Origin of the sequence: Chitinimonas sp. BJB300 (genome assembly GCF_002735695.1) — a bacterium.
GTDB lineage: Bacteria > Pseudomonadota > Gammaproteobacteria > Burkholderiales > Chitinimonadaceae > Chitinimonas.
In genome coordinates this window covers 1-24,250 of record NZ_PDZH01000004.1, presented here as the reverse complement: position 1 = coordinate 24,250, position 24,250 = coordinate 1, and the positions used below count along the sequence as shown (strand labels likewise).

The following is a 24,250-nucleotide window of genomic DNA, read 5'->3' as shown; positions in this document are numbered from 1 at the left end:
TATAAACATCCCGACCCTGCTTAACTAGGGAAGCAAACAGAGTACTGCACCTATTGCCAGGGCAAGCCCAGCCCAATGCACGGGGCGTAGCGCTTCCTTGAAAGCCAGCGCCCCAACCAAGGTCCCCATGGCAATGACGCCGATATTCATACCTGCGAATACCAAAGCGGGCGACTGCGCAAATTGTTGGTGAGCACGAATATAAAAGAGAATGTTGCCAAAGTTAAGCAGCCCCAATGGCAAGCCCAGCAGCAAGGCATTGCGTTGCCAGCATGCACGGCGCAAAACCAGATAGGCCAGCAATAACACGCCCGAAAGCAGCAACGCCACCAACAGCGCATTGGCAAAGCCGGTGCCCGCCAAGGCCAGTCGCTTGAACAACAGGTCGACCAATCCATAACCCAGCCATATGGCCAGCAGATAGCGCCAAGCGTAAGGGTTACCCGTTATCGGGGTATCCATCGCTGGCTTGTAGAGCAGGCATCCCAAGGCCGCCAAACCCAGCAATACGCCAAACAGCTTTTGCGATATCAACACCTCACCAAACACCATAAACGCTGCCACCAGCGGAATAACCAACGACATCCGTTGCGCGGCATCGCTACGCACAATGCCGGCTTCACGCACCGAAGCCGCCATGGCAATGAACACCGACGGCAACAATATGCCCAGCGCGAGCAAATGGGGCCAGGGCACAGCGGTTTGCTGAAAAACCGTTAAATCCGGCTGTAACAGCACGATGCACAAAACCGCTGCAATGACGTAATTGACCAGAATGGTTTGGCGTAGATCGATAGGGTAGCGACGCGCCCATTTGAACAATACCGAGACAGTGATGCTGCAAACAATGCTGGACAGCAGGTAGAACATGATGAGTCTTTACTGGATAACTGCCATAAGAACCTGTCTACGATCTTACTGTGCGAGCGAACAGGTTCTCACGACAAACGCATCTACCTTTAGCGTCGAGCCTTAAAACCCAGGAAAGCACAGGCTGCCGCCAACCCGGCACAGGCAATCGCAACCCAGCCCGGCATAGAGAGCCCGAAAAGCGACCAATCCACCATTGCACACTCACCGGTACCCAACAACACGCGTTGCAGCACATCGGCAAAGGGCATGCTGTCGAGCATGAAATTCAGCCCAGGGCCGCAGGCGGGGACCTCACTCGGGGGCAAAGTCTGGATATAGGCGTGCCGTGCCGCAATGCCAAACCCCGCCAAGGCAGCCACCGTACTCAACACCCCATAGATACGTGCACCAAGTGCTGACTTGGGGTTATGTACCGCTGCCAGCAAAGCCACCATCCCGACGGCAATGACGCAGACGCGCTGGAAGATACACATCGGGCAAGGGTTAAGGTAATTGTAGTACTGCTGGTAGAGAGCAAAGACCATCATGCCAGCGCAAGCAAGGAAAACGGCTAGATAGCCGACACGGCGATTCAACAATGACATGGAATTTCGCAGATTTTTAAAAGGTCAGGAAGGATCAGACATCAGAAGTGCGCGGGTAGTTTCGTCGATTTCTATCGCCAAGTCATGTGCAGCCAAAACACGGTTGTCGGTTGGACGCACCACTTTGAGGTTCAGGAAGATTTTTTCGCCCGCCAAAGCGTAGGTTCCCACGATCACGGCCTGCACATTGTGGGCAGCGCTCAAGTCCTTCACCTCGCGCGACAGCAATAACTCACCGGTGCCTTCACGGACAAAAACGCTGCCGCGCAGTTTCAGCTCCACGATTGGGTACTTCTGGAACAACAAGCGGCTGGCAACCTGTTCGGCCATAAGACGGCCAAAGGTGGTGGTGGTGGTCAACCGATCGATCTGGACAAATGTAGCGACAATCACCGGCTGATCCACCTTGATGATCGGATACGCCATGGCGGCCAGCCGGTCGGCCGCATCATAGCTGGCCTTGATCATGGGGTTTTTGACGCCGTGCTGATAACCCGCGCAACCGGCCAGCGATAACAGCATGAGTACCGCGAAAAGCACCCGCATTACGGTGTACCTATCAAATTCATACGCTTGACTGGCGTTGGTAGCGGGGGCTGAACCGGCGGGGGTGGTGGCGGAGGAGGCGGTGGCAATAGCGACTCATCGTATAAGCGGAGATCAGCTTGGTTCACCTTATACGCGTCGGTACTGCGGAACACAAAGCGGTTGCCGTTGCCCAGGGAGGTTGTCACAACAATCTGTAAACCACTGGCCATCCGGATCGACTGCACTTCAGCATCCAGAGTCAGTACCCCATCGCCACGTTTTTGCGAAACAATCAAACCCTGCTCGTTCAACCGGCTTTGGAGAAACTGCTTCAGGGACCGCGCAAATGGGGTGGGCAGCACTGGGTCAGTCACAAAGATGGCCCGCGTGCTCAGGTCCTTCACTTTCGCAGTGCGCTCGCCAATGCGCGTCGCCGCCATATTGGCAAGGTCGCCCCAATCCGCCGGCGCACGCAATAGCGTCGTTTGCGGCTCGTCCACCGTCGTCAAAGCCGCCCATTTTTCTCGCAACTGGGCACAACCCGAAAGGGTAACAAGCATCAGGGTAAGAACAATCAGGCGTAGGCGCACAGCCTTATTCCTCGGTCGAGTTTGACGCGGCGGGATCATAGCCCAGAAAGCGCATAATGTCGTCGCGCCGGCGCATAGCATCGCTATAGCCCAATTCGATCAGATCACGCGAATAGCGACGGTGGAAAAGCAGGTAGGACGCCAGTACCGAACCCTGTCGGCGTAATGCCCCCAGGCCGCGTAAGACAAAGCGCATCGTCCACGGGAAATGGTGGGTATGCCGCGACGCGAGTTGCTCCAGCGGACGCGAAGGTGAAATCACCAGGATATCCACTTCCCTCAGCGCCACTTCGTGCAGGGCCTTAATATCTTCGGGCACGAAAGACAAAGTTCGGTTGACCCGGGCGATGCGTTCCAAATCCACCTCCATGCCATCGATAAACACGCTATTCATCAAATGCCCCGCTACCTGGGCCAACGATGGATAATCTGACGCGTACAGCCGTTCCTGTGCGGCCTCCCGCGCCGGTGAAACCCCGATCACCAGTACCTTCTGCGCCCCCAAGTGCAGCGCAGGGCTGATCGGTGCAACCTGGCGAACAGAACCATCACCAAACCATTCGCGGTGTATTTGCACCGCCGGAAAAACAAAGGGTATGGCCGACGTTGCCATCAGGTGATGGACATCGATTCGGGTATTCGCTCCTATCCGCTGGGCCCGACTCCACCCTGGTAGATTATTGGACTGAAAAAACGATACCGACTGCCCGGAGTTATAGCCCGATACCGTAATGCTCAATGCCCGCAATGCGCCACTGTCGATGCTTTTCTGTATGCCATCGAAATTGATCAACTCGTGCAGCAATCCCTTTAGCGGCTCATTATCCAGAAACGAGCGAGGGTTCTTGCGCACCAACCCACCCGTCAACAAAGGACTTAGCCAATGAAAGAAATAACGGAACATGGTGCGAAAATCAGTGTGGTAGACCTGTTCCACCGATAGCTTTTTCCATACATATTCGAGCTTGCAGACGCTCTTACGGAAATGCATGCTGCCCGAAGCCAGCGATGCCGCATTGATCCCCCCCGCCGAGGTGCCGCAGATGATGGGAAAAGGATTGGCCACTTTCGCCGGCAACATTTTCGCAATCGCACGTAACACGCCAACCTGATACGCCGCTCGAGCACCACCGCCTGACAGAATCAATCCAATAACAGGAGGAAGGGGTTCGGACATAGTCTCCTCGTTCTTATTTGACGCTGGCCGGCTCGGCAGCCATACGTCTCCAGCATAGTCCATCAGCAGCGCGGCGTAATCGGGTAGCATTCGGAGCTATAGGCGAATTACGGTATAATCGATTTTTGCTGCCCAAGGATTTAGCATGCGTGTTATTCAAAAAGCGCTGACCTTCGACGACGTTCTGCTCATCCCCGCCCACTCCAATGTCCTACCGCGCGATGTCGATCTGTCGACCCAGCTAACGCGTGAAATCCGCCTGAACCTACCACTGATTTCGGCCGCGATGGACACGGTTACCGAGGCACGCCTCGCTATCGCCATGGCGCAAGAAGGCGGGATCGGCATCGTGCATAAGAATATGCCACCACAAGCCCAGGCCATGGAGGTAAGCAAGGTCAAGCGCCATGAAAGCGGCGTCGTGAAAGACCCAGTCACCATCACGCCAGACATGCTGGTGCGCGACGTGGTCGCCCTTACCCGTCGGCACAAGATTTCTGGCCTGCCTGTAGTGGAAAACGACGGCAAAGTCGTCGGCATCGTCACCAACCGCGATTTGCGCTTTGAAAGCCGGCTCGATGTTGCCGTGGCCAGCATCATGACCCCGCGTGAACGTTTGGTAACCGTGCGCGAAGGTACCAGCATCGACGAAGCACGCGAGCTGATGCATACCCATCGCCTCGAACGGGTATTGGTCGTCAACGACAGCTTCCAGCTGCGTGGCCTGATCACCGTCAAAGACATCATCAAGAAGACCGAACACCCCAGTGCCTCCAAAGACACACTGGGTCGCCTGCGTGTAGGCGCGGCGGTGGGCGTGGGTGGCGATACCGATGAGCGCATCAAGCTACTGGTCGATGCCGGTGTCGATGTGATTGTTGTGGACACTGCCCACGGCCACAGCCAAGGCGTGCTCGACCGCGTCACCTGGGTGAAGCAGCAATACCCGCAAGTGCAAGTGATTGGCGGCAATATTGCTACCGCCGCCGCCGCCCTGGCATTGGTCAAAGCCGGCGCCGATGGCGTCAAGGTCGGCATTGGTCCAGGCTCCATCTGTACTACCCGTATCGTTGCTGGTGTCGGCGTACCGCAGATCAGCGCCGTGGCCAATGTGGCCGAAGCCCTGGCCGGCACGGGGATTCCATTGATTGCCGATGGCGGCATTCGCTTCTCTGGCGATATTTCCAAAGCCATCGCCGCCGGTGCCAATCTGGTCATGCTGGGCGGTTTATTTGCCGGCACCGAAGAAGCACCGGGCGAAGTGGAACTGTACCAAGGTCGGTCGTACAAGAGCTACCGTGGCATGGGTTCATTGGGTGCGATGCAACAAGGGTCGAGCGATCGTTACTTCCAAGACTCGGTCAGCAACGCCGACAAGCTAGTGCCTGAAGGTATTGAAGGCCGCGTTCCCTACAAGGGCCCGCTGACTGCCGTGATCCACCAACTAATGGGGGGCCTGCGGTCATCGATGGGCTATTTGGGTTGCGCCTCGATCAACGACATGCACACCAAAGCCGAATTCGTTGAGATCACCTCGGCCGGTATCCGTGAGTCGCACGTCCACGATGTGCAGATCACCAAGGAAGCACCCAACTACCACGTCGACTAAAGATGCTGAGTTTGTGTGGTATGTAATCCAAGCCCCTGCCCTTGCAGGGGTTTTTTTACATCGGCTTGCCGGCTTTGGCGACAATATCCTGAAAGAAACCATACACCCCGTCCGCATTCATCTGCCGCGCATTGGCCAGCTCACCGGCACGCGTGGCGTATAGCACGCGTTGATCCGGCGCCAACACCACCACAGCAGGTATTCCCTTCTTGATCGGATTGCCGTACACCGTATCGAGATCCGTATTCTTGTCGAACCGACCGACATCGATCTTGACCACATTGAATGATTTGGCCATCAGGGCGGCATTCTTGTCATTCTTCAACGCACGATCCAACGCCCGGCAGTCTTCGCACCAATTAGCGCCAAATACCAATAAGACCGGCGTCTGAGTTTTGCGCGCCTTGATCAAGGCTTGTTTGACCTCTTCCTTGGCATTGGCGGATTCATCATAGGGCAGCGCATCCGCAAGTAGGGTGAGGCTGCTGGCCATCAATACGAGTGCGATCAGTTTTTTCATGCTTGGGCCTGTAGCGAAGGAAACATTCATTTGATGGGTTGGACAGACATTGAATGCTATTTATCCCACAAAAGCCAACGCCACCCTGAGGTGGCGCTGGCTTTTTTACTACAGGCTGAAAATCAGCTTACTTGATCATGCCTTTGCTCTTGAGCAATTCGTGCATGGTCTTACCGATTTCTGCCGGGCTGCGGGTGTAGGCGATACCTGCACGCTCGAAAGCCGCAAACTTCTCTTCTGCCGTACCCTTACCACCCGAGATGATCGCACCGGCGTGGCCCATGCGCTTGCCCTTGGGGGCCGTCACACCAGCGATGTAACCCACCACCGGTTTGGTCACGTAGGACTTGGCAAATTCGGCCGCTTCTTCTTCAGCCGAACCACCGATTTCACCGATCATGATGATGGCGTCGGTGTCCGGATCATCCTGGAACAACTTCAGCGAATCGATATGGCTGGTGCCGGGGATAGGATCGCCACCGATACCGATACAGGTGGACTGGCCCAGGCCCAGTGCGGTGGTTTGCGCCACGGCTTCATAGGTGAGGGTGCCCGAACGCGACACGATGCCGATGCGGCCGGGGTTGTGGATATGCCATGGCATGATGCCGATCTTACACTCACCCGGGGTGATAACGCCGGGGCAGTTCGGGCCGATCAAACGGATGCCCGCTTCGTCCACAGCACGCTTCACATACAGCATGTCAATGGTGGGCACACCTTCGGTAATACACACCACCAGCTTCACACCGGCGTCGATCGCTTCCAGGATGGAATCCTTGGCGAACGGAGCCGGCACGTAGATCACCGAGGCATCGGCCTGGGTGGTGCGCACAGCATCGCGCATGGTGTTGAACACAGGCAAGCCCAGGTGCTCGCTACCGCCCTTACCTGGGGTCACGCCACCCACCACCTTGGTGCCAACCTTCAACGCCTGTTCAGCATGGAAAGTACCGTTTTTGCCGGTAAAGCCCTGCACCAGCACCTTGGTGTTCTTATTGACTAGAACGCTCATTGTTTAACTCCTGATTCAGTGCGGGTGATTAGGCGAGTGCGGCAACAGCGGCCACAATCTTCTCGGCGGCGTCGTTCAGACCTTGGGCCGACGTCAGCTTTAGGCCGCTATCGTCCAGAATCTTGGCGCCCAGTTCCGCATTGTTGCCTTCGAGGCGAACCACAACCGGTACGGTCACGTTCACTTCCTTCACCGCAGCGATAATCGCCTCGGCGATCATGTCGCAACGGACAATACCGCCGAAGATATTGATCAGCACACCCTTGACCGACTCATCAGCCAGAATCAGCTTGAACGCCTCAATCACACGTTCCTTGGTGGCGCCACCGCCCACGTCAAGGAAGTTGGCAGGCTGACCGCCCTTGAGCTTGATGATGTCCATGGTGGCCATGGCCAGGCCAGCGCCATTCACCATGCAGCCGATGTTGCCTTCCAGCGCCACGTAGTTCAGGTCGAACTCGGAAGCCTTCAGTTCACGCTCGTTCTCTTGCGACTTGTCGCGCAGGGCCACAATGGCCGGCAGGCGGAAAGCAGCGTTGCTGTCAATGCCGATCTTGGCATCCACGCAGCACAGAGTGCCGTCACCACGAATCGCCAGCGGGTTGATTTCGAACAGGGCGAAATCATTTTCAACGAATGCCTTGTAAGCGCCCATCATCAAGCCGGTGAATTGCTTGATCTGCTTGTCGTCCAGACCCAAGGCGAAACCAGCTTCACGGGCTTGGAACGGTTGCAAGCCAACCAAGGGGTCAACCACGGTCTTAATGATTTTTTCCGGCGTGTTGTGGGCGACTTCTTCGATCTCCACACCACCTTCGGTCGAGGTCATGAACACGATCGAGCGAGTCGAACGGTCAACCACCGCGCCCAGATACAGCTCGCGCTGCACCGGATACATGTCTTCACACACGAGCAACGACCCAACCGGCTGGCCCTTGGCGTCGGTCTGGTAAGTCACCAGACGCTTGCCTAGCAGCGACTTGGCAACGTCAGCCGCTTCTTCCGCGCTCTTCACCACTTTCACACCGCCAGCCTTGCCGCGGCCACCTGCGTGGACCTGAGCCTTTACCACAGCAAACTTGCCGCCCATGGAACGGAAAGCGTTGGCGGTTTCTTCTGGCGAAGTAGCGAGGATGCCTTTTTGCACGGGCAAGCCGTACTTAGCCAGCAGGTCTTTCGCTTGGTATTCGTGGAGGTTCATTTCTAACTTCCTTTGTTGAGGTGTATGGCATAAGGAACAGGGAGAAAAACACGGCCTGTACGCCGGCTTACTCCCCGCCCCTCACACTTGATTAGCTATGCAATGTCCGGCCATCACAGCCAAGCGCAGCTTCATGCATGGCTTCGCTAAGCGACGGATGGGCATGGACAATACGGGCAATGTCTTCCGAAGAAGCGCTGAACTCCATTGCCACCACCGCTTCCGAGATCAACTCCGAAGCATAGGGGCCAACGATGTGAACACCCAGGATACGGTCGGTCTTCTTGTCTGCCAGCATCTTGACGAAGCCCTTGGCTTCACCCAGCGCCAGCGCACGGCCATTGGCCGAGAACAGGAACTGGCCTTTCTTGTACTCAATGCCTTCGGCTTTGAGTTGTTGTTCGGTCTTACCTACCCAGGCGATCTCTGGATTGGTATAGATCACCCAAGGCACATTGTTAAAATCAACATGCGGATGTTGCCCCGCGATCCGCTCTGCCACGGCAACGCCTTCTTCCGATGCCTTGTGCGCCAGCATCGGTCCACGCACTACATCGCCAACTGCCCAGACGTTCGGCAAATTGGTTTGGCAATCGTCATTGACCTCCACTTGGCCACGCTCGGTCAGCTTCAGGCCAACGGCTTCGGCATTTAAACCAACCGTGTTAGGTACCCGGCCGATAGAGACGATCAGCTTGTCGTAGACAGCTTTTTGCGTAGCACCAGCGGCATCGGTGTAATTGACGGTCACGTCCTTCTTGCTGACCTTGATCTCACCAATCTTCACCCCGGTGTTGATCACGAGGCCGGTATCCTTGGTCAGCAGCTTCATCGCTTCACGCGCGACCTGGTCGTCCGCAGCGCCCAGGAAAGTCGGCATCGCTTCGAGCACGGTGACTTCCGAACCCAAGCGCTTCCACACCGAGCCCATTTCCAGGCCAATCACACCCGCGCCGATCACACCGAGCCGTTTGGGCACGGCAGGCATTGCCAATGCGCCTTCGTTATCGAGCACCAGCTTGTTGTCGATGACCACGCCGGGCAACTGACGCACGCTAGAGCCTGTGGCCACGATCACATGGGTGGCTTCGATGCTTTCGGTCTTGCCGTCAGCCAACTTGGCTTCCAGCACATACTTGTCGCCCTTCTTAGCTTTGAAGCTGCCCGTGCCGTGGAAAGACGTCACCTTGTTCTTGCGGAACAAAAAGGCGATACCGCCGGTATTCTTGGCGATGATCTCTTCCTTGCGCTTGAGCATCTGCGCCACATCCAACTTCACCGGGCCAGTGCTGATACCGTGGTCGGCAAAGCTGTGTACGGCGTGGTGATAGTTTTCGGACGATTGGAGCAAAGCCTTGGAAGGAATGCACCCCACATTCAAGCAGGTGCCACCCAGGCTTTGCTTGCCTTCGGCATTAGAAGTAGCGTCGATACACGCCGTTTTGAAGCCCAGCTGGGCTGCACGGATGGCGGCCACATAACCACCTGGGCCACCGCCAATCACGACGACGTCAAATTGTTGGGACATATTTGAAAACCTTGTGAGGGTAAGGAGTTGGATGTGATCGGGTTGCGCTCACACCCATCCGGTTGGGCATACAAGGGGCCGGGGCGAAACGCGGCTACGCACCTCGCACTCACCCCTCACGTATCAGATATCCAGCAGTAGACGGGCTGGATCTTCGATGGCTTCCTTGATCGCCACCAGACTCAGTACGGCTTCGCGGCCGTCGATGATGCGATGGTCGTAGGACTGGGCCAGATACATCATTGGCAAAACCACCACTTGGCCGTTTTCGACCATGGCACGTTCCTTGGTGGCATGCATACCCAAGATAGCCGACTGTGGTGGGTTGATGATCGGCGTGGACATCATCGAGCCGAAGGTGCCGCCATTGGAGATGGTGTAGGTGCCACCGGTCAACTCTTCAATGGTCAGCTTGCCTTCCTGGGCGCGCTTACCGAAGTCGGCAATCTGCTTCTCGATCTGCGCAAGGCTCAGTTGATCCGCATTGCGGATCACCGGCACCACCAGGCCACGTGGACTGCCTACAGCCACACCGATATCGTAGTAACCGTGGTAGACGATGTCGTTACCATCAACTGATGCATTGACGATGGGGTACTTCTTCAAGGCGTGAACGGCAGCTTTGACGAAGAAACCCATGAAGCCAAGTTTGATGCCGTGTTCCTTCTCGAACTTGTCCTTGTACTTGTTACGCAGCTCCATCACCGGCTTCATGTTCACTTCATTGAAGGTAGTGAGGATGGCAGCGGTCGACTGCGACTCAAGCAGACGCTCGGCCACACGTTGACGCAAACGTGACATTGGGACGCGTTGCTCTGGGCGCTCACTTTGCGACATCGCAACAGCCGGCATAGGCACAGCAGCCTTGGCAGCAGGTGCTGCAGTCGGTTTGGCTGCCGCGGCAGCAACATCTTCCTTCAACACCCGACCATCGCGGCCCGAACCCTTGATCTTGCTGGTATCAACGCCTGCATCGGCGGCGGCCTTCTTGGCGGCCGGCATCACCGCCGTACCAAAGCCGATGGCGTTTTCCGGCACACCTGCTGCGGCAGCAGCGGCAGCCACACGGGTTGGCTCCTGGCCAATGGGCGATGCAGCTGGGGCCGAAGCAGCGCTGGCCCCAGCCTTGGCTTCGGTATCAATGGTGGCGATCAGTTCCTGGCTGACAACGGTCGAACCGTCACCCTTCACCAGGCTGACGATCACGCCAGCTTGCGGTGCGGGAAGTTCCAGCACCACCTTGTCGGTTTCCAGGTCGATGAGGTTTTCGTCGCGCTCGACGAACTCGCCGACTTTCTTCTTCCAGCTCACCAAGGTGGCTTCAGAAACGGACTCGGGTAATTGGGGGACTTTGACTTCGATCAGCATGTTATTGACTCCATGGGGGTCGGCCAGACTTGGGTTTTTGACGTTACCAAGCGGCCGCACAGGGCGGCCGCTGTTCTCACTTGATTTATTTGCGCTTACTTCAGCGTCATCGCTTCATCGAGGAAGGCCTTGAGCTGTGCGGCATGCTTGCTCATGTAGCCAACGGCGGGCGATGCGGACGATGGGCGACCAGCGTAACGCAGTGTCTGCTTGGTGGACATGCAGGCTTCCAGCCGATGGCGGATCTGATGCCATGCGCCTTGGTTCTTCGGCTCTTCCTGCACCCACATGATTTCCTTGGCAGCAGCATACTTGCCAAGCTCTGCCTTGAGTTCATCGGTCGGGAAGGGATAAAGCTGTTCGACACGCACGATGGCCACATCTTTCTGATCACGCTCCAGACGAGCGTTGTGTAGGTCGTAGTAAACCTGACCTGCACAGACGACGACGCGCTTAACCTTCTTGGCTTCAGTCGCCGTGCTGTCGCCAATCACCGGGCGGAAGCCACCGTTGGTGAAGTCCTCCAGCGGACTCATCGAATCCTTGTAACGCAACAGGCGCTTGGACATGAAGATCACCATGGGCTTGCGATATGGACGCATTTGCTGGCGACGCAGCACATGGAACATCTGGCTAGCTTCGGATGGCATGATGATTTGTACATTGTGCTCGGCGCACATCTGCAAATAGCGTTCGAGGCGGGCCGAGCTGTGCTCTGGGCCTTGGCCGTCGTAACCGTGCGGCAACAACATGGTCAGGCCACAATAACGACCCCACTTTGTTTCACCAGAGGTAATGAATTGGTCGATCACCACCTGGGCGCCATTAGCAAAATCGCCGAACTGGGCTTCCCAGATCACCAGTTCATCGGGCGCCGAAGAGCTGTAGCCATATTCAAATGCCAGCACAGCTTCTTCGTTAAGGATGGAATCGATAACCAGAAAATGACCCTGGTTGTCGCTAAGATTGCGCAGCGGAACATGCGCACCAGCATCCCATTTCTCACGGTTCTGGTCATGCAACACTGCATGCCGATGGCTGAAGGTGCCACGGCCCGAGTCTTCACCCGAGATACGCACACCGTAGCCTTTTTCCAAGAGCGAACCGTAGGCCAGCGTTTCAGCCATACCCCAGTCCAGGTTCTGGTTGCCTGCCGCCATTTCACGCCGGGCAGTCAGCACCTTATCAACGGTTGCATGCAGCTTGAAGTCTTCCGGCACCTTGGTGAGCTTGTCGGTAAGACGGCCGATTTCAGCGGCGCTCAGGGTGGTGTCGGTCGGATGAGCCCAGTGCGTCCCTTTGAACGCTGAAAAGTCGATGGCAAAACTGCGCTTGAAATCGGTCAGCGTGGTTTGCTCGACATGCTCGCCCTTGTCCAACGCAGCCCGGTATTCCTTAATCAGGCTGTCGGCTTCTTCTGCGCTTAGCAGGCCTTCAGCAACCAGTCTATCGGCGTACATCTTGCGGGTGCCGGCATGCTTGGCGATCTTCTTGTACATCATTGGCTGGGTCAGCATCGGGTCATCGCCCTCGTTGTGCCCCAACTTGCGGAAACAGACCAGATCGATCACCACGTCGCGGCGGAACTCACGCCGGAAATCGAGCGCAGCCTGCACCACGAAGCACACTGCTTCAGGATCATCACCGTTCACATGGAAGATCGGCGCTTCAACCATCTTGGCAATGTCAGTGCAATACAACGACGAACGCGTGTCACGCGTGTCGGACGTCGTAAAGCCGATCTGATTGTTGATAACGATATGCACCGTGCCGCCAACACCGTAGCCACGGGTCTGTGACAGGTTGAACGTACCCTGGTTGGTACCCAGGCCGATAAAGGCTGAATCACCGTGCAGCAACACCGGCATCACCTGCTCGCCCGTACGGTCGCCACGGCGTTGCTGACGTGCGCGCGCCGAACCCACCACTACCGGGTTGACGATTTCGAGGTGCGACGGATTGAACGCCAAGGAAACGTGGACAGGCCCGCCCGGTGTCGGGATATCGGAACTGAAGCCCATGTGGTACTTCACGTCGCCCGATGGCAAGTCGTAGCTGTATTTGCCTTCGAACTCGGAGAACAAATCGGCAGGACGCTTGCCCAGTGTATTGACCAGCACATTAAGGCGGCCACGGTGGGCCATGCCGATCACCATTTCCTGCACGCCATGCTCACCCGAGGTCTGCACCAGGTGGTCCAGCGCGGCGATCATACTTTCGCCACCCTCCAGCGAAAAGCGCTTCTGGCCGACATACTTGGTGTGCAAATACCGCTCTAACGTTTCCGCCGCCGTGATCTGCTTGAGAATGCGCAGCTTTTTCTCGTTGCTGAACGATGGCGTGGAACGCACTGCCTCAAAACGCTTCTGCACCCAGGTACGTTGTGCCGACGTCGTGATATGCATGTATTCCAGACCGATATTGCCGCAAAAGGTTTGCTTGAGCCGTGCCAGGACATTCGCTAGCGTGTCGCGCTCGTGGCCGACCAAATTGCCGCAGTCGAAGGTCAACGCCATATCGGCGTCGGTCAACCCGTAAGTGGCGGGGTCCAGCTCCGGCAGCAATGCCTGCTCAAGACGCTTGAGCGGATCAAGCGTCGCGTAGCGCGCGCCGACAATCCGATAGGCAGAGATCAGGCGCAGCACCGCCACCTGCTTCTTGTTGGCCACGCCCTGCGCCGCAACACTGGCAACACCCACGCGGGGTTGCTTGGCCATCTGAACAAAAGACTCTTCAATCGCCGCACGCGGAATATCGCGGTCTGTATTGCCGGGCATTTGCTGTAGTTTGTCGAAATAGTCCCGCCATTCTTCTGACACGCTTTGCGGGTCGGCAAGGTATTGCTCGTAGAGCTCTTCAATGAACGGGGCATTGCCGCCGAACAGATAGGATTGGCTCTGGAAGGTTTGCATCATGTTGATGGCCTTTTACTTTCAGTGCTGCGCTTGGGGCGAGGCGATTTCGACAAACGAGTTAAAACAACTTGCAGTGCTTGAACGCACGCCCGGCACGTGGCCGGGCGTACAAGTGAGGATTTAGCCGCGTTTCCCCATCGGGACATAGTCGCGACGCGGAGAGCCAGTATAGAGCTGGCGCGGACGACCAATCTTCATCGTTGGGTCGGCAATCATTTCGCTCCAATGCGAAATCCAACCCACGGTGCGAGCCAGAGCGAAGATCGGTGTGAACATGGAAACCGGGATACCGATGGCCGACAGCACGATGCCCGAATAGAAGTCCACGTTCGGGTAAAGCTTGCGTTCGATGAAGTAAGGATCGTTCAGGGCGATCTTCTCCAGCTCCATCGCGAGCTTGAGCTTCGGATCGTTGTGCAGACCCATTTCTTTCAGCACTTCATCGCAGGTCTGCTTCATGATGGCAGCGCGTGGGTCCATGTTCTTGTACACACGGTGGCCAAAGCCCATCAGCTTGTAGCGCTTGTCCTTCACGCCCTGCATGAAGTCCGCCACCTTGGACACATCGCCTATCTCATCGAGCATCTTCAGCACAGCTTCATTGGCGCCGCCATGCGATGGACCCCACAGGCAGGCTATACCGGCAGCGATACAGGCAAATGGGTTGGCACCCGACGAGCCGGACAGACGCACTGTCGAGGTCGACGCATTTTGCTCGTGGTCAGCATGCAGGGTGAAGATACGGTCCAGTGCCTTGGCCTGCACCGGATTCACCTTGTATTCCTGCACTGGCGTCGAGAACATCATGTAGAGAAAGTTCTCGGCGTACGACAAGCCGGCCTTGGGGTAGCTCAGCGGCAATCCCTTGTTATAGCGGAACGCCTGGGCAGCGATCGTCGGCAGTTTGGCAATCAAGCGGAAGGCCGCCACTTCGCGGTGGTGCGGGTCATTGATGTCGAGCGAGTCATGGTAGAAAGCCGACAAGGCGCCCACCACACCCACCATCACCGCCATTGGGTGCGCATCACGGCGGAAGCCACGGAAGAAATTGTGGATCTGGTCGTGCAGCATGTTGTGGCGCATGACCGTATAGTCGAAATGCGCCTTTTGCTCCTTGGTCGGCAACTCGCCGTTCAAGAGCAGGTAACAGACTTCCAGGTAATCGGCGTGTTCCGCCAATTGTTCGATCGGGTAGCCACGGTAGTAAAGCTGGCCCAGGTCGCCATCGATGAAGGTGATTTTGGATTCACAGCTGGATGTCGACAAAAAGCCGGGGTCATGCGTGAACATGCCCGTTTTGCCGAAAGCGCGGATATCGACCACGTCCGGACCAAGGGTGCCTTTGAGTACCGGCAGATCGACGCTGCTCTGGCCGTCGTTGTAAGAGAGCGTAACTGTGGAGGCTTCAGCCATGGAAAATGCTCCTGTTTAAATGTCGGTTGAACCGAGAGAGGGTGCCTTAGAACCTTTTACGATCTTACTGTGCAGCCGTGATCAGGGCTCATGTGCTGCTCAAAATCCTCATGTACCAACGTACATTCCGGTTTCTGCGCTGCGCTTCACCCCGCTGACGACTGCTCGCTACAGATCGTAAACAGGTTCTTAGGGCACCACCCAGGCCCTCAAACTAAACGCGCTTTATTATTGTGTCTTAACAACTTGCCAGTGCCGCAGCCGTTCCAGGATAGGCGCAAGACGTTTATCCGTGGTTTCAGCTTTGCCATCCACCAGTTCTAGCAGATCAATGTCCGGTAGCATCAACAAGTCTTGGTAGACGTCCAGATCAGCAGGGCTCAACAAATCGAAATCGTATTCAAGGAACTGCTCAAAAACGATGTCGAGTTCCAACAAGCCCCGCCTAGAACGCCAGCGGAGTCGGTTTTTATCCGCTTGGGTATAAGTCACTGTAATCGCCTCAGGCAATCCGTTTGACCATCAGCTCTTTGATCTTGCCAATCGCTTTGGTCGGGTTGAGATGCTTGGGGCAGACATCGACACAGTTCATGATGCTATGGCATCGGAACAGGCGATAGGGGTCTTCCAGGTTATCCAGACGCTCGTTGATGGCGGTATCGCGGGTATCGGCAATAAAGCGATAAGCCGCCAGCAGGCCGGCTGGGCCCACGAATTTGTCCGGGTTCCACCAGAACGACGGGCAGGAAGTCGAGCAACAGGCGCACAGGATGCACTCGTACAGGCCATCCAGCTCTTCACGGTCTTTCGGGCTTTGCAGCCGCTCGTGCGAAGGGGGCGGCGTGTCGTTGATCACATAGGGCTTGATCGAGTTGTATTGCTTGAAGAACTGCGTCATGTCCACGATCAGGTCGCGAATCACCGGCAGGCCAGGCAGCGGACGAATCTCGACCGGCTGCTTGAGGCTGACGATATCGGTAACGCAAGCAAGGCCGTTCTTGCCGTTGATATTCATGGCGTCCGAGCCGCAAACGCCTTCGCGACAGGAGCGTCGGAACGACAGGCTATCGTCTACGGTCTTGAGGCGGACCAACGCATCCAGCAACTTCTTGTCGCTAGGCTCCAGCTCAACCTCAATGTCTTGCATATACGGCTTGGCATCGACATCCGGGTTGTAACGATAGATCTTGAATTGCATCTTCATGGTCTTGGCTCCAGCGCGTCCGATTAGAACGTGCGTTCTTTCGGCGGAATGTAATCAACTGTCAGCGGCTTGGTGTGTACCGGTTTGTAATCAATGCGGCTCCCTTCGCTGTAGAACAGGGTGTGCTTCATCCAGTTCTCATCGTCGCGCTTGGTAAAGTCATCATGCGAGTGCGCACCGCGCGACTCCTTGCGGTTTTCCGCCGAGATCATGGTGGCCATTGCTACTTCAATCAGGTTATCGGTTTCGAGGGCCTCCATGCGTGCGGTGTTCCAAACCTTGGACTTGTCTTTGGTTTGTGTATGCTTGACCCGCTCTGCCACCGCCTTGATTTCCGTCACTCCCAGCGCCATGTTGGCGCTATTACGGAAAACACCGGCACGGCTCTGGATCACCGTTTGAATTGCCGTGCGCACCTGCGCCACCTCTTCGCCGCCAGTTTGGGCGTCAAGCCGGGCAATTCGCGACAAGCTGAAGTCTGCTGCATTAGCGGGCAACGGCTTGTGCACCGGGCGTTCACGCTTGATAAAGTCAATCATACTGTCGCCGGCAGACTTGCCAAACACCACCAGATCCAGCAGAGAGTTGGTACCCAGACGATTTGCACCATGCACCGACGCACAGGCACACTCTCCTGCCGCGTAGAAACCATTCACCCGCACTTCCGGCTCCCCACCCTTGGGCACCATCACTTCGCCCTTGTAGTTGGTCGGAATGCCCCCCATTTGGTAGTGACAGGTTGGAATCACCGGAATTGGTTCTTTGATCGGATCAACGCCCGCGAACTTGATGGCGATCTCGCGAATCGAGGGTAGGCGATGGTTGATGACTTCCGGGCCAAGGTGGTCAAGCTTGAGAAGCACATGGTCTTTGTTCTTGCCGGCACCGCGGCCTTCCAGCACTTCCAGCGCCATACAGCGCGAGACAAAATCACGCGGTGCCAAGTCCTTGAGCGTTGGTGCATAGCGTTCCATAAAGCGCTCGCCATTGGCATTGAGCAAAATACCGCCTTCACCGCGTACACCTTCAGTAATCAATACACCCGCACCCGCTACACCGGTAGGGTGGAACTGCCAAAATTCCATGTCTTCCAGCGGAATACCGGCACGCGCCGACATCCCAATACCGTCACCGGTATTGATGAACGCATTGGTAGAGGCCGCATAAATACGCCCTGCTCCACCAGTGGCAAACAGCACCGCCTTCGCATGAATGATGTAAACCTCGCCGGTTTCCATTTCCAGTGCCGTAACTCCCACGACATCGCCATCAGCGTCGCGAATCAAATCCAGCGCCATCCATTCGACAAAGAACTGCGTATTAGCACGAACATTGCGTTGGTAAAGCGTGTGCAGCAAAGCATGGCCAGTACGGTCGGCAGCGGCGCAGGCACGCTGCACCGGCTTTTCACCGAAATTGGCTGTGTGACCACCAAATGGGCGCTGATAGATGCGGCCGCTATCGACGCGGTCGAATGGCATGCCAAAGTGTTCCAGCTCGATGATGGCTTCCGGCGCGGTTTTGCACATGAATTCAATTGCGTCCTGATCGCCGAGCCAATCGGAACCCTTGACGGTGTCATACATGTGCCATTCCCACTTGTCCTCCTGCACATTGCCCAGCGCGGCAGAAATGCCACCTTGTGCAGCCACCGTGTGCGAACGGGTAGGGAATACCTTGGAAAGTACGGCTGTCTTGATGCCAGCTTCAGAAAGCTGGAGCGCGGCACGCATACCGGCACCGCCGGCACCGACAATCACCGCATCGAATTGACGTTTAGCGACGTTCACCATTACACACCCCACACCACTTTAACTGCATAAACAAAGTTGCCGACCAACCACAAAATCGTGGCGACATGGAGCGAAAGTCGCAGCCCCAGTGGTTGGACATAATCCATCCAGATATCACGGATACCAACCCAGGCATGCAGCAGCAGGGCGATCACGGTAACGGTGGACAGAACACGCACCCAGGTAAGGGAGAACAGGGTTTGCCAGCCTTCATAAGTGGCTTGTGCTGCGAGAACCAGGAAGGTAACAAGGCCGATGGTGTACACCAACATAACCACGGCGGTGATGCGCTGCAGCAGCCAGTCCCGCAGGCCGTAATGCGCGCCGATGACGTGACGGTTTACCACAAGACACCTCCGATAACAGCAGTAAGCACCAGGCTGACAACCATGACGGCCTGGGCAGTCGCACGAGCAGTGGAGAGTTCCAGGCCCTTATGGATATCCAGCAGCAGGAAACGGATACCAGCGCAGGCATGATGCAGATAGGCCCACAACAGCGCCAACAAGCCCAGCTTGATGATGGGGTGGGCAACGAATGCGCGATAGGCATCAAACTCCGCCTCGCTACTCAACGACCCTGCCAGCAACCAGAACACGACCGGAATGGCCAGGAACATGAGCGCACCGCTGACGCGGTGCAGAATCGAGACAATGCCCGGTATCGGTAGCCTGATCTTGGGAAGGTCCAAGTGTTTCGGCCGTGTTTTCTCCATGACGCATTTCCTTTTTTGTATTAATCCTACAGCGCAGGTCCTACCGCACCGCCTTCCCAGAACGCAATGGTCCGGGTGAGGCAAAGCCTTCTGATTGTAGCAAACGACGCCAGGCTTACAGCCTAGACTGTCGTTATGTAAAAAAGACCCTGCCATCAATACCCTGGCGATTCAGACACGATAAACGTAACGGTCGGTACGGCAACGCAGCACCGACCACTCCACTGGTTCACCATCCAATCCACCAGCGGTTCTGGCCACCTCCAGGAGGGGGCTATCCGCCTCTACGCCCAGCAACCGGGCTTCCTCGCGCCCGGCAATGCCCGCCCGAAACTGCGGCGGAGCAGAAACCACTCGCAAGCCGAATTCACGCCACCAAACAGTGCGCAGATTGCAATTGGCCTGCTTGATACGGCGAGCGTCCAGCCCCTCGAAACGCTCAGCCGCCACAAAATTCTCAATAAGGGCAAACGGCTCGCCCGCCACTCTCACCAACCGCTTTACCGCCATCAGGACAGCGCCTCTACGCAAACCCAGCGCGGTTGCAGCCTCTTCACCCGCATTGCTACGTGCGCAAACCAGCAATTCCAGTGAGGTCTCAAGCGGCCGCGCCAAGCCAGATACTTCAGCACAACCCCAGTCATCAGCCACTTCAGCAATGAAAGTGCCCATGCCTTGACGACGCACCAACACACCCTCGGCAGCCAAATGATCAAGCCCTTTGCGCACCGTACCCTGACTGACCCCAAATCGATCGGCCAGTTCGAACTCACTGGGCAAAGCCTCGCCCGAATCCCACTCTCCCTGCGCAATCGCCAACACAATGCGATCACGCACTTGTATATACAGCGGTTGCCGCCCAGGAAGCGCTACTGAACTGCGAGTCGATGTAACAGACATATTTCAACCATTGGCCTTTTTGATAACCATTAGCTTTCTACTGGGAATCGAACCATTAGCTTTTGGGTATATTTTTAGCGCTTTATACGCCACCAGACAGCCAATGTCCAACCAAGTCTTATATAAGACATAAGATTGCAGTGCAGCATGAACGGCATAATTCCGGAATCCGGGTGATTTCACCAGTTTGTAGTGCTAGACTCCGCTAGATTGCTGTGCTGCGGCATTGGCTACAGATTTCCACCCCATGCCGGCCAGACTCTCCTCCCTCTTATCCGCTCCAGGAGCCCCACGATGAAGAAACCCGTTCGCGTTGCCGTTACCGGTGCAGCCGGCCAGATCGGCTACAGCCTCTTGTTCCGCATCGCCTCTGGCGAAATGCTGGGCAAGGACCAGCCCATCATCCTGCAAATGCTGGAATTGCCGATGGAGAAAGCCCAGGCCGCCCTCAAGGGTGTGATGATGGAATTGGAAGACTGCGCCTTCCCGCTGTTGGCTGGCATGGTCGGCACCGACGACCCTGAAGTCGCCTTCAAAGACGTGGATGTTGCCTTACTGGTTGGTGCCCGCCCCCGTGGCCCTGGTATGGAACGCAAAGACCTGCTGTTGGAAAACGCCAAGATTTTCACGGCGCAAGGCGCAGCCCTGAACAAGGTTGCCAGCCGTAACGTAAAAGTGCTGGTTGTCGGCAACCCGGCCAATACCAATGCCTACATTGCCATGAAGTCGGCACCCAGCCTGCCGGCCAAAAACTTCACCGCCATGTTGCGCCTGGACCATAATCGTGCACTCAGCCAACTGGCGGCAAAAGCCAACGTGGCCGTGGCCGATATCGAAAAATTGGCCGTGTGGGGCAACCATAGCCCAACCATGTATCCGGACTACCGCTTTGCCGTCGTCAAGGGCGAAGCACTGAAGACCAAGATCAACGACGAAACCTGGAACAAGGACACTTTCATTCCCAAGGTGGCCAAGCGCGGTGCAGCCATTATCGAAGCACGCGGCCTGTCCTCCGCTGCTTCAGCCGCCAACGCTGCCATCGACCATATCCGTGACTGGGTGCTGGGTACCAATGGCAAGTGGGTCACGATGGGTATTCCATCCGATGGCTCTTACGGTATCCCAGAAGGCGTGATGTATGGCGTACCCGTCACATGTGCAAACGGCGAATACAAACGCGTTGAAGGCCTGGAAGTAGATGCCTTCTCGCGGGAACGCATGGACTTCACACTGGCCGAGCTCGAAGAAGAGCGCACCGGCGTGGCACATCTGCTGGGCTGATTATCAAAGCAACCAAGTGATAAAAAAGGGTGAACTTCAGTTCACCCTTTTTTACGAAGCAGCAGGAGATTTCACTTGCTAGTTAAGACTTCCTCCAATGAATCTGAAAATTATTAGTTCTACGTTCCTATGGGGTTGGATAGCGGTAAGTTTCCCGGCTCATGCCATAAAGCTTTGCCCAACCAAACCCGCGGAAAATAGTGTCGTACCCGATGCTGCAACCCTGCGTGAGACAGCACAGGTGGGACAGTTGTTGGGAGGAACGGCGGTAGGAGACACCGCTGCTGATACCGCATTCAAGCAATATGCGTCCAAGGCAAACGCAGGGTGGCAGGCTTATAGCCGCCGGATTGGCACGCCCCTGACAAACTGGGCCGCTAAAGAACTGCGCGTAAAAAAAGGCGGTACGGTGTTTTATCCGTTTTCCGGCCCAGATCTGCCCACTGTCATGGCCATGTTTCCTGATGCATCAAGGTACATCCTGGTCTCGATTCAACCGGCATCAAACTATTTTGACCCCTTTACGTCTGACTCAGATGAAATGACAGGCCTCGTCCAGGAATTCGGCGATGCATGGACAAAATTTGGTGCGCTGGGTTACTTCCGCACCCATGACCTCGATAAAGGCATTGCTGCCGACCGTAAGGTCAAGCTAGGGCCAAGCCTGATCTTGCCAGCCTTTGCCGTGCGGTTGGGGTTCGAGGTGCGTACCATCAGGCCGGTTTGTCTCGGTGCCGGGGACCTTGCGGTTCACCCCCTGGGCAATACCGAGCAAAAGTGGGGGTCGGTTCGTATGGAGCTTCAAAAAGCAGGGCGCAATGTCATCGTGGATTACATACAGCAAGACCTATCTGACGAGGCTTTGGCAAAACAACCCGAAACAACGGCTTTTATTGGATCTATTGCCAAGTCCCCTACCCTATTGAAAGCCGCCTCGCATCTGCTGCAACAGCGCAATTTTGCCGTCGTCCGCGAGGCCATTCTCAAACACGCACCCATGGTGGTTCAAGATGAAACAGGCCTTGAATACGATGCCTTGGCTACGGTGTTCAATATCAAACTCTACGGAAATTACGTCAGTGCCCATAAGTTGTTCAAGGTGATCAATAACCCATCTCTGGCTAAGGCTTATAGCGACATGGGAAATGAGGTGAAACCTATCGACTTTAAGTTGGGCTACGAGAAAAAAGCCGGGACAGCCATTCAGATTGCCATCCGTAAATAGACTTCAACAATGAGAGATTGGCAGTTGATTCGCATAGGGCTTCACGGGGAGGACGCTTGTGCATTCAAGCAAGATCGTCACCCATGGCTTCAATGCATACGCCTAGTGACTCGTATCGCTACGGGACTTGCCATGATGTCGCTTCTCATCAGCAATGCTTATGCAAATGACCTGATGACGCCAATTGTCAGCCGTTGCTTTGATACAAGCGATCAAGTTCGCCTTTGTTATCAGGAACAAATACTCGACGATCAGTCATCGCCAGTACTCGTGTTCATTCCTGGCTGGACCATGCCCGCAGCTATCTGGTCCAAACAGCTCGCCTTTTTTGCTGGCAAACGCTCAACCATCGCGTTTGACCCTCGCGGCCAGGGCTTGTCAGATGCACCGCAATTTGGCTATTCACTCGAGCGGCGGGTAAAAGACATAGCCGAGCTCTTGAACCAGTTTCCCGACCGCCACTTTGTATTGGTCGGCTGGTCGCTTGGGGTGCTTGAGTCACTCGCCTACATTCGGCAAATCGGCCCAGCCCGCATCGAAGGCCTCATTCTCGTCGATAACTCCATTGGCGAAGGGGTCGCAAAAAGTGCAGTAAAAACGTCCACCCCTGGCAAAAGACCCTTCTTCGAAGCGCTACGTAAAAACCGCGCGCAGACTATGCGTGCATTCATTGCCGCCATGTTTCGTTCACCCCCAGGCCCTGAGGTGACGGATAGTATTCTGGCCAGCGCCATGAAAACATCGTTGGAAGATAGCTTTCGCTTGCTGTCGTATCCTAAACCTCGCAGCTACTGGAACGACATTATTTATGAGACTTCGATGCCTATCCTGTACCTGGTTACACCGAAGTGGCAACAGCAGGCAGACGGGCTGATCAAGCGTCATCCAAATGCCAGGGCCAGAATATTTCCCCGTGCCAAACATGCGCTCTTTTGGGATGAGGCAGTTCAGTTCAATCAAGCCGTTGAGGAATTTGTCGCCCCACTAGAGGGTGTCGTCACAAGATTTCCCTGGCCTTAAAATTCAGCAATGGCGCTTGATTCTATTACCTCGCCGGCGCATCGTTGCCATGACATTTCCGATTCACACTGGCGCTTGCTGGAACCCCATCTGCCGGGACGGCGAGGTGACTGGGGCGGAGTAGCAAAAAATAACCGATTGTTTGCCGCGTAAGAACACCGGTATCTGATCCCGTTGCCGCGACACATCACGCCATACACGACCGACCAGGGTCTTGAGTTTCTTCAGGCTACTGCGCATGCGCTTGTATTGCTTGACGTGCGCATAGCGCGCGATCTGCGCTGCCAGCTTGGGGACCTGCCGGTTGTAATTCTGGCGCAATGTGATGCCCGCTTCCACCGCCAGACGGACCAGGTGTTCCCGGCCACGGTTGAGTAGCTTGCTGTCGGTCGGATGTGCGATTGCCTTCTCTTGTACCGTGGTGTCGACGATCACCTTGTCGAAACTCTAGGCCTTCACTATGCCGACCGATTGGGCCGCCACGATCGTCTGCGTCAGCAACCATTCCAGCCCTTCTTCGCCTATACGCTTACGCCAGCGTGTCAGCGAACTGGGATCAATCGGTGGTTGATGTCGGAACCAGGTTTCGCCACAGAACAGCTGCCAGTAGGGATTCTCGACCCAACGCCATACTACCCCTTCATCAGACAGGTCGAACGTATGCTGAACCGCCCCGGGTTTTGAGGAGGCTTCTTGATCATAGAGAATAGTGCCATGAAGAAGACGACCCCCTTTTCCCCGGAAGTTCGCGAACGTGCGGTGCGTATGGTGCAGGAACATCGTGCCGATTA

General features: G+C 56.0%; 22 protein-coding genes and 1 pseudogene. 4 read left to right on the top strand and 19 right to left on the bottom strand.

Annotated elements, in window-relative coordinates; all coding sequences use genetic code 11:
* Positions 1-24 precede the first annotated feature (24 nt).
* The 5 genes from CSQ89_RS01215 to CSQ89_RS01195 form a co-directional block, all read right to left on the bottom strand.
* A complete protein-coding gene (locus tag CSQ89_RS01215) occupies positions 25-870 on the bottom strand; it encodes a hypothetical protein (RefSeq protein ID WP_099404371.1) in 846 nt (281 codons plus the stop codon).
* 89 nt (positions 871-959) lie between these two features.
* On the bottom strand, positions 960-1,457 hold the full coding sequence (locus CSQ89_RS01210; protein ID WP_099404370.1) for a disulfide bond formation protein B: 498 nt from the start codon (positions 1,455-1,457) through the stop codon (positions 960-962).
* Positions 1,458-1,481: 24 nt separating this feature from the next.
* A complete protein-coding gene (locus CSQ89_RS01205) occupies positions 1,482-2,003 on the bottom strand; it encodes a FlgO family outer membrane protein (protein ID WP_099404369.1) in 522 nt (173 codons plus the stop codon).
* Positions 2,003-2,575, bottom strand: a complete 573-nt coding sequence (locus tag CSQ89_RS01200; RefSeq protein ID WP_099404368.1) for a hypothetical protein — start codon at positions 2,573-2,575, stop codon at positions 2,003-2,005. Before CSQ89_RS01200 ends, CSQ89_RS01205 begins: the two co-directional genes overlap by 1 nt.
* 4 nt (positions 2,576-2,579) lie before the next feature.
* Complete coding sequence (locus tag CSQ89_RS01195; RefSeq protein WP_099404406.1) at positions 2,580-3,752, bottom strand: patatin-like phospholipase family protein; 1,173 nt, start codon at positions 3,750-3,752, stop codon at positions 2,580-2,582.
* Positions 3,753-3,897: 145 nt separating this feature from the next.
* Between CSQ89_RS01195 and guaB the strand changes: the two genes are divergently transcribed.
* Positions 3,898-5,361, top strand: a complete 1,464-nt coding sequence (gene guaB / locus CSQ89_RS01190; protein ID WP_099404367.1) for an IMP dehydrogenase — start codon at positions 3,898-3,900, stop codon at positions 5,359-5,361.
* A 55-nt stretch (positions 5,362-5,416) separates the two neighbouring features.
* Here the strand turns inward: guaB and CSQ89_RS01185 are convergent, their stop codons facing one another.
* The 13 genes from CSQ89_RS01185 to CSQ89_RS01125 all read right to left on the bottom strand — a co-directional run bounded on the left by CSQ89_RS01185 (position 5,417) and on the right by CSQ89_RS01125 (position 19,870).
* Entirely contained in the window at positions 5,417-5,881 is a 465-nt protein-coding gene (locus tag CSQ89_RS01185) for a thioredoxin family protein (protein ID WP_099404366.1), read from the bottom strand.
* Between the two features lie 127 nt (positions 5,882-6,008).
* On the bottom strand, positions 6,009-6,896 hold the full coding sequence (sucD, locus tag CSQ89_RS01180) for a succinate--CoA ligase subunit alpha (RefSeq protein WP_099404365.1): 888 nt from the start codon (positions 6,894-6,896) through the stop codon (positions 6,009-6,011).
* 28 nt (positions 6,897-6,924) lie between these two features.
* On the bottom strand, positions 6,925-8,097 hold the full coding sequence (sucC, locus tag CSQ89_RS01175) for an ADP-forming succinate--CoA ligase subunit beta (RefSeq protein WP_099404364.1): 1,173 nt from the start codon (positions 8,095-8,097) through the stop codon (positions 6,925-6,927).
* Between the two features lie 91 nt (positions 8,098-8,188).
* Positions 8,189-9,625 carry a dihydrolipoyl dehydrogenase gene (gene lpdA / locus CSQ89_RS01170; RefSeq protein WP_099404363.1) on the bottom strand — a complete coding sequence of 479 codons (1,437 nt, stop codon included), beginning with the start codon at positions 9,623-9,625 and terminating at the stop codon, positions 8,189-8,191.
* A 123-nt stretch (positions 9,626-9,748) separates the two neighbouring features.
* Complete coding sequence (gene odhB / locus CSQ89_RS01165; RefSeq protein ID WP_099404362.1) at positions 9,749-10,993, bottom strand: 2-oxoglutarate dehydrogenase complex dihydrolipoyllysine-residue succinyltransferase; 1,245 nt, start codon at positions 10,991-10,993, stop codon at positions 9,749-9,751.
* Positions 10,994-11,088: 95 nt separating this feature from the next.
* Positions 11,089-13,908 carry a 2-oxoglutarate dehydrogenase E1 component gene (locus tag CSQ89_RS01160; protein ID WP_099404361.1) on the bottom strand — a complete coding sequence of 940 codons (2,820 nt, stop codon included), beginning with the start codon at positions 13,906-13,908 and terminating at the stop codon, positions 11,089-11,091.
* A 120-nt stretch (positions 13,909-14,028) separates the two neighbouring features.
* On the bottom strand, positions 14,029-15,321 hold the full coding sequence (gene gltA, locus CSQ89_RS01155; RefSeq protein WP_099404360.1) for a citrate synthase: 1,293 nt from the start codon (positions 15,319-15,321) through the stop codon (positions 14,029-14,031).
* Between the two features lie 228 nt (positions 15,322-15,549).
* A complete protein-coding gene (locus CSQ89_RS01150; RefSeq protein ID WP_099404359.1) occupies positions 15,550-15,813 on the bottom strand; it encodes an FAD assembly factor SdhE in 264 nt (87 codons plus the stop codon).
* A 10-nt stretch (positions 15,814-15,823) separates the two neighbouring features.
* On the bottom strand, positions 15,824-16,525 hold the full coding sequence (locus CSQ89_RS01145; protein WP_099404358.1) for a succinate dehydrogenase iron-sulfur subunit: 702 nt from the start codon (positions 16,523-16,525) through the stop codon (positions 15,824-15,826).
* A 23-nt stretch (positions 16,526-16,548) separates the two neighbouring features.
* The gene (gene sdhA, locus CSQ89_RS01140; protein ID WP_099404357.1) at positions 16,549-18,318 is read right to left on the bottom strand and encodes a succinate dehydrogenase flavoprotein subunit; all 1,770 of its coding nucleotides are present in this window, start codon (positions 18,316-18,318) and stop codon (positions 16,549-16,551) included.
* Positions 18,318-18,665, bottom strand: coding sequence for a succinate dehydrogenase, hydrophobic membrane anchor protein (gene sdhD / locus CSQ89_RS01135; RefSeq protein WP_099404356.1), 348 nt, complete (start codon positions 18,663-18,665; stop codon positions 18,318-18,320). Before sdhD ends, sdhA begins: the two co-directional genes overlap by 1 nt.
* On the bottom strand, positions 18,659-19,033 hold the full coding sequence (gene sdhC / locus CSQ89_RS01130) for a succinate dehydrogenase, cytochrome b556 subunit (RefSeq protein ID WP_099404355.1): 375 nt from the start codon (positions 19,031-19,033) through the stop codon (positions 18,659-18,661). Before sdhC ends, sdhD begins: the two co-directional genes overlap by 7 nt.
* Before the next feature lie 171 nt (positions 19,034-19,204).
* On the bottom strand, positions 19,205-19,870 hold the full coding sequence (locus CSQ89_RS01125) for a GntR family transcriptional regulator (protein WP_158228854.1): 666 nt from the start codon (positions 19,868-19,870) through the stop codon (positions 19,205-19,207).
* Positions 19,871-20,227: 357 nt separating this feature from the next.
* Between CSQ89_RS01125 and CSQ89_RS01120 the strand changes: the two genes are divergently transcribed.
* The 3 genes from CSQ89_RS01120 to CSQ89_RS01110 all read left to right on the top strand — a co-directional run bounded on the left by CSQ89_RS01120 (position 20,228) and on the right by CSQ89_RS01110 (position 23,459).
* The gene (locus CSQ89_RS01120) at positions 20,228-21,214 is read left to right on the top strand and encodes a malate dehydrogenase (protein WP_099404353.1); all 987 of its coding nucleotides are present in this window, start codon (positions 20,228-20,230) and stop codon (positions 21,212-21,214) included.
* Positions 21,215-21,311: 97 nt separating this feature from the next.
* Positions 21,312-22,439, top strand: a complete 1,128-nt coding sequence (locus CSQ89_RS01115) for a hypothetical protein (RefSeq protein WP_099404352.1) — start codon at positions 21,312-21,314, stop codon at positions 22,437-22,439.
* A 132-nt stretch (positions 22,440-22,571) separates the two neighbouring features.
* Positions 22,572-23,459: an alpha/beta fold hydrolase gene (locus tag CSQ89_RS01110; protein ID WP_158228853.1), complete on the top strand. Its 888-nt coding sequence runs from the start codon at positions 22,572-22,574 to the stop codon at positions 23,457-23,459.
* A gap of 141 nt (positions 23,460-23,600) precedes the next feature.
* On the opposite strand, the pseudogene CSQ89_RS01105 reads toward CSQ89_RS01110, so the two are convergent.
* Positions 23,601-24,128 (bottom strand): annotated as a pseudogene (locus CSQ89_RS01105) (transposase); the annotation flags it as partial.
* Positions 24,129-24,250 lie beyond the last annotated feature (122 nt).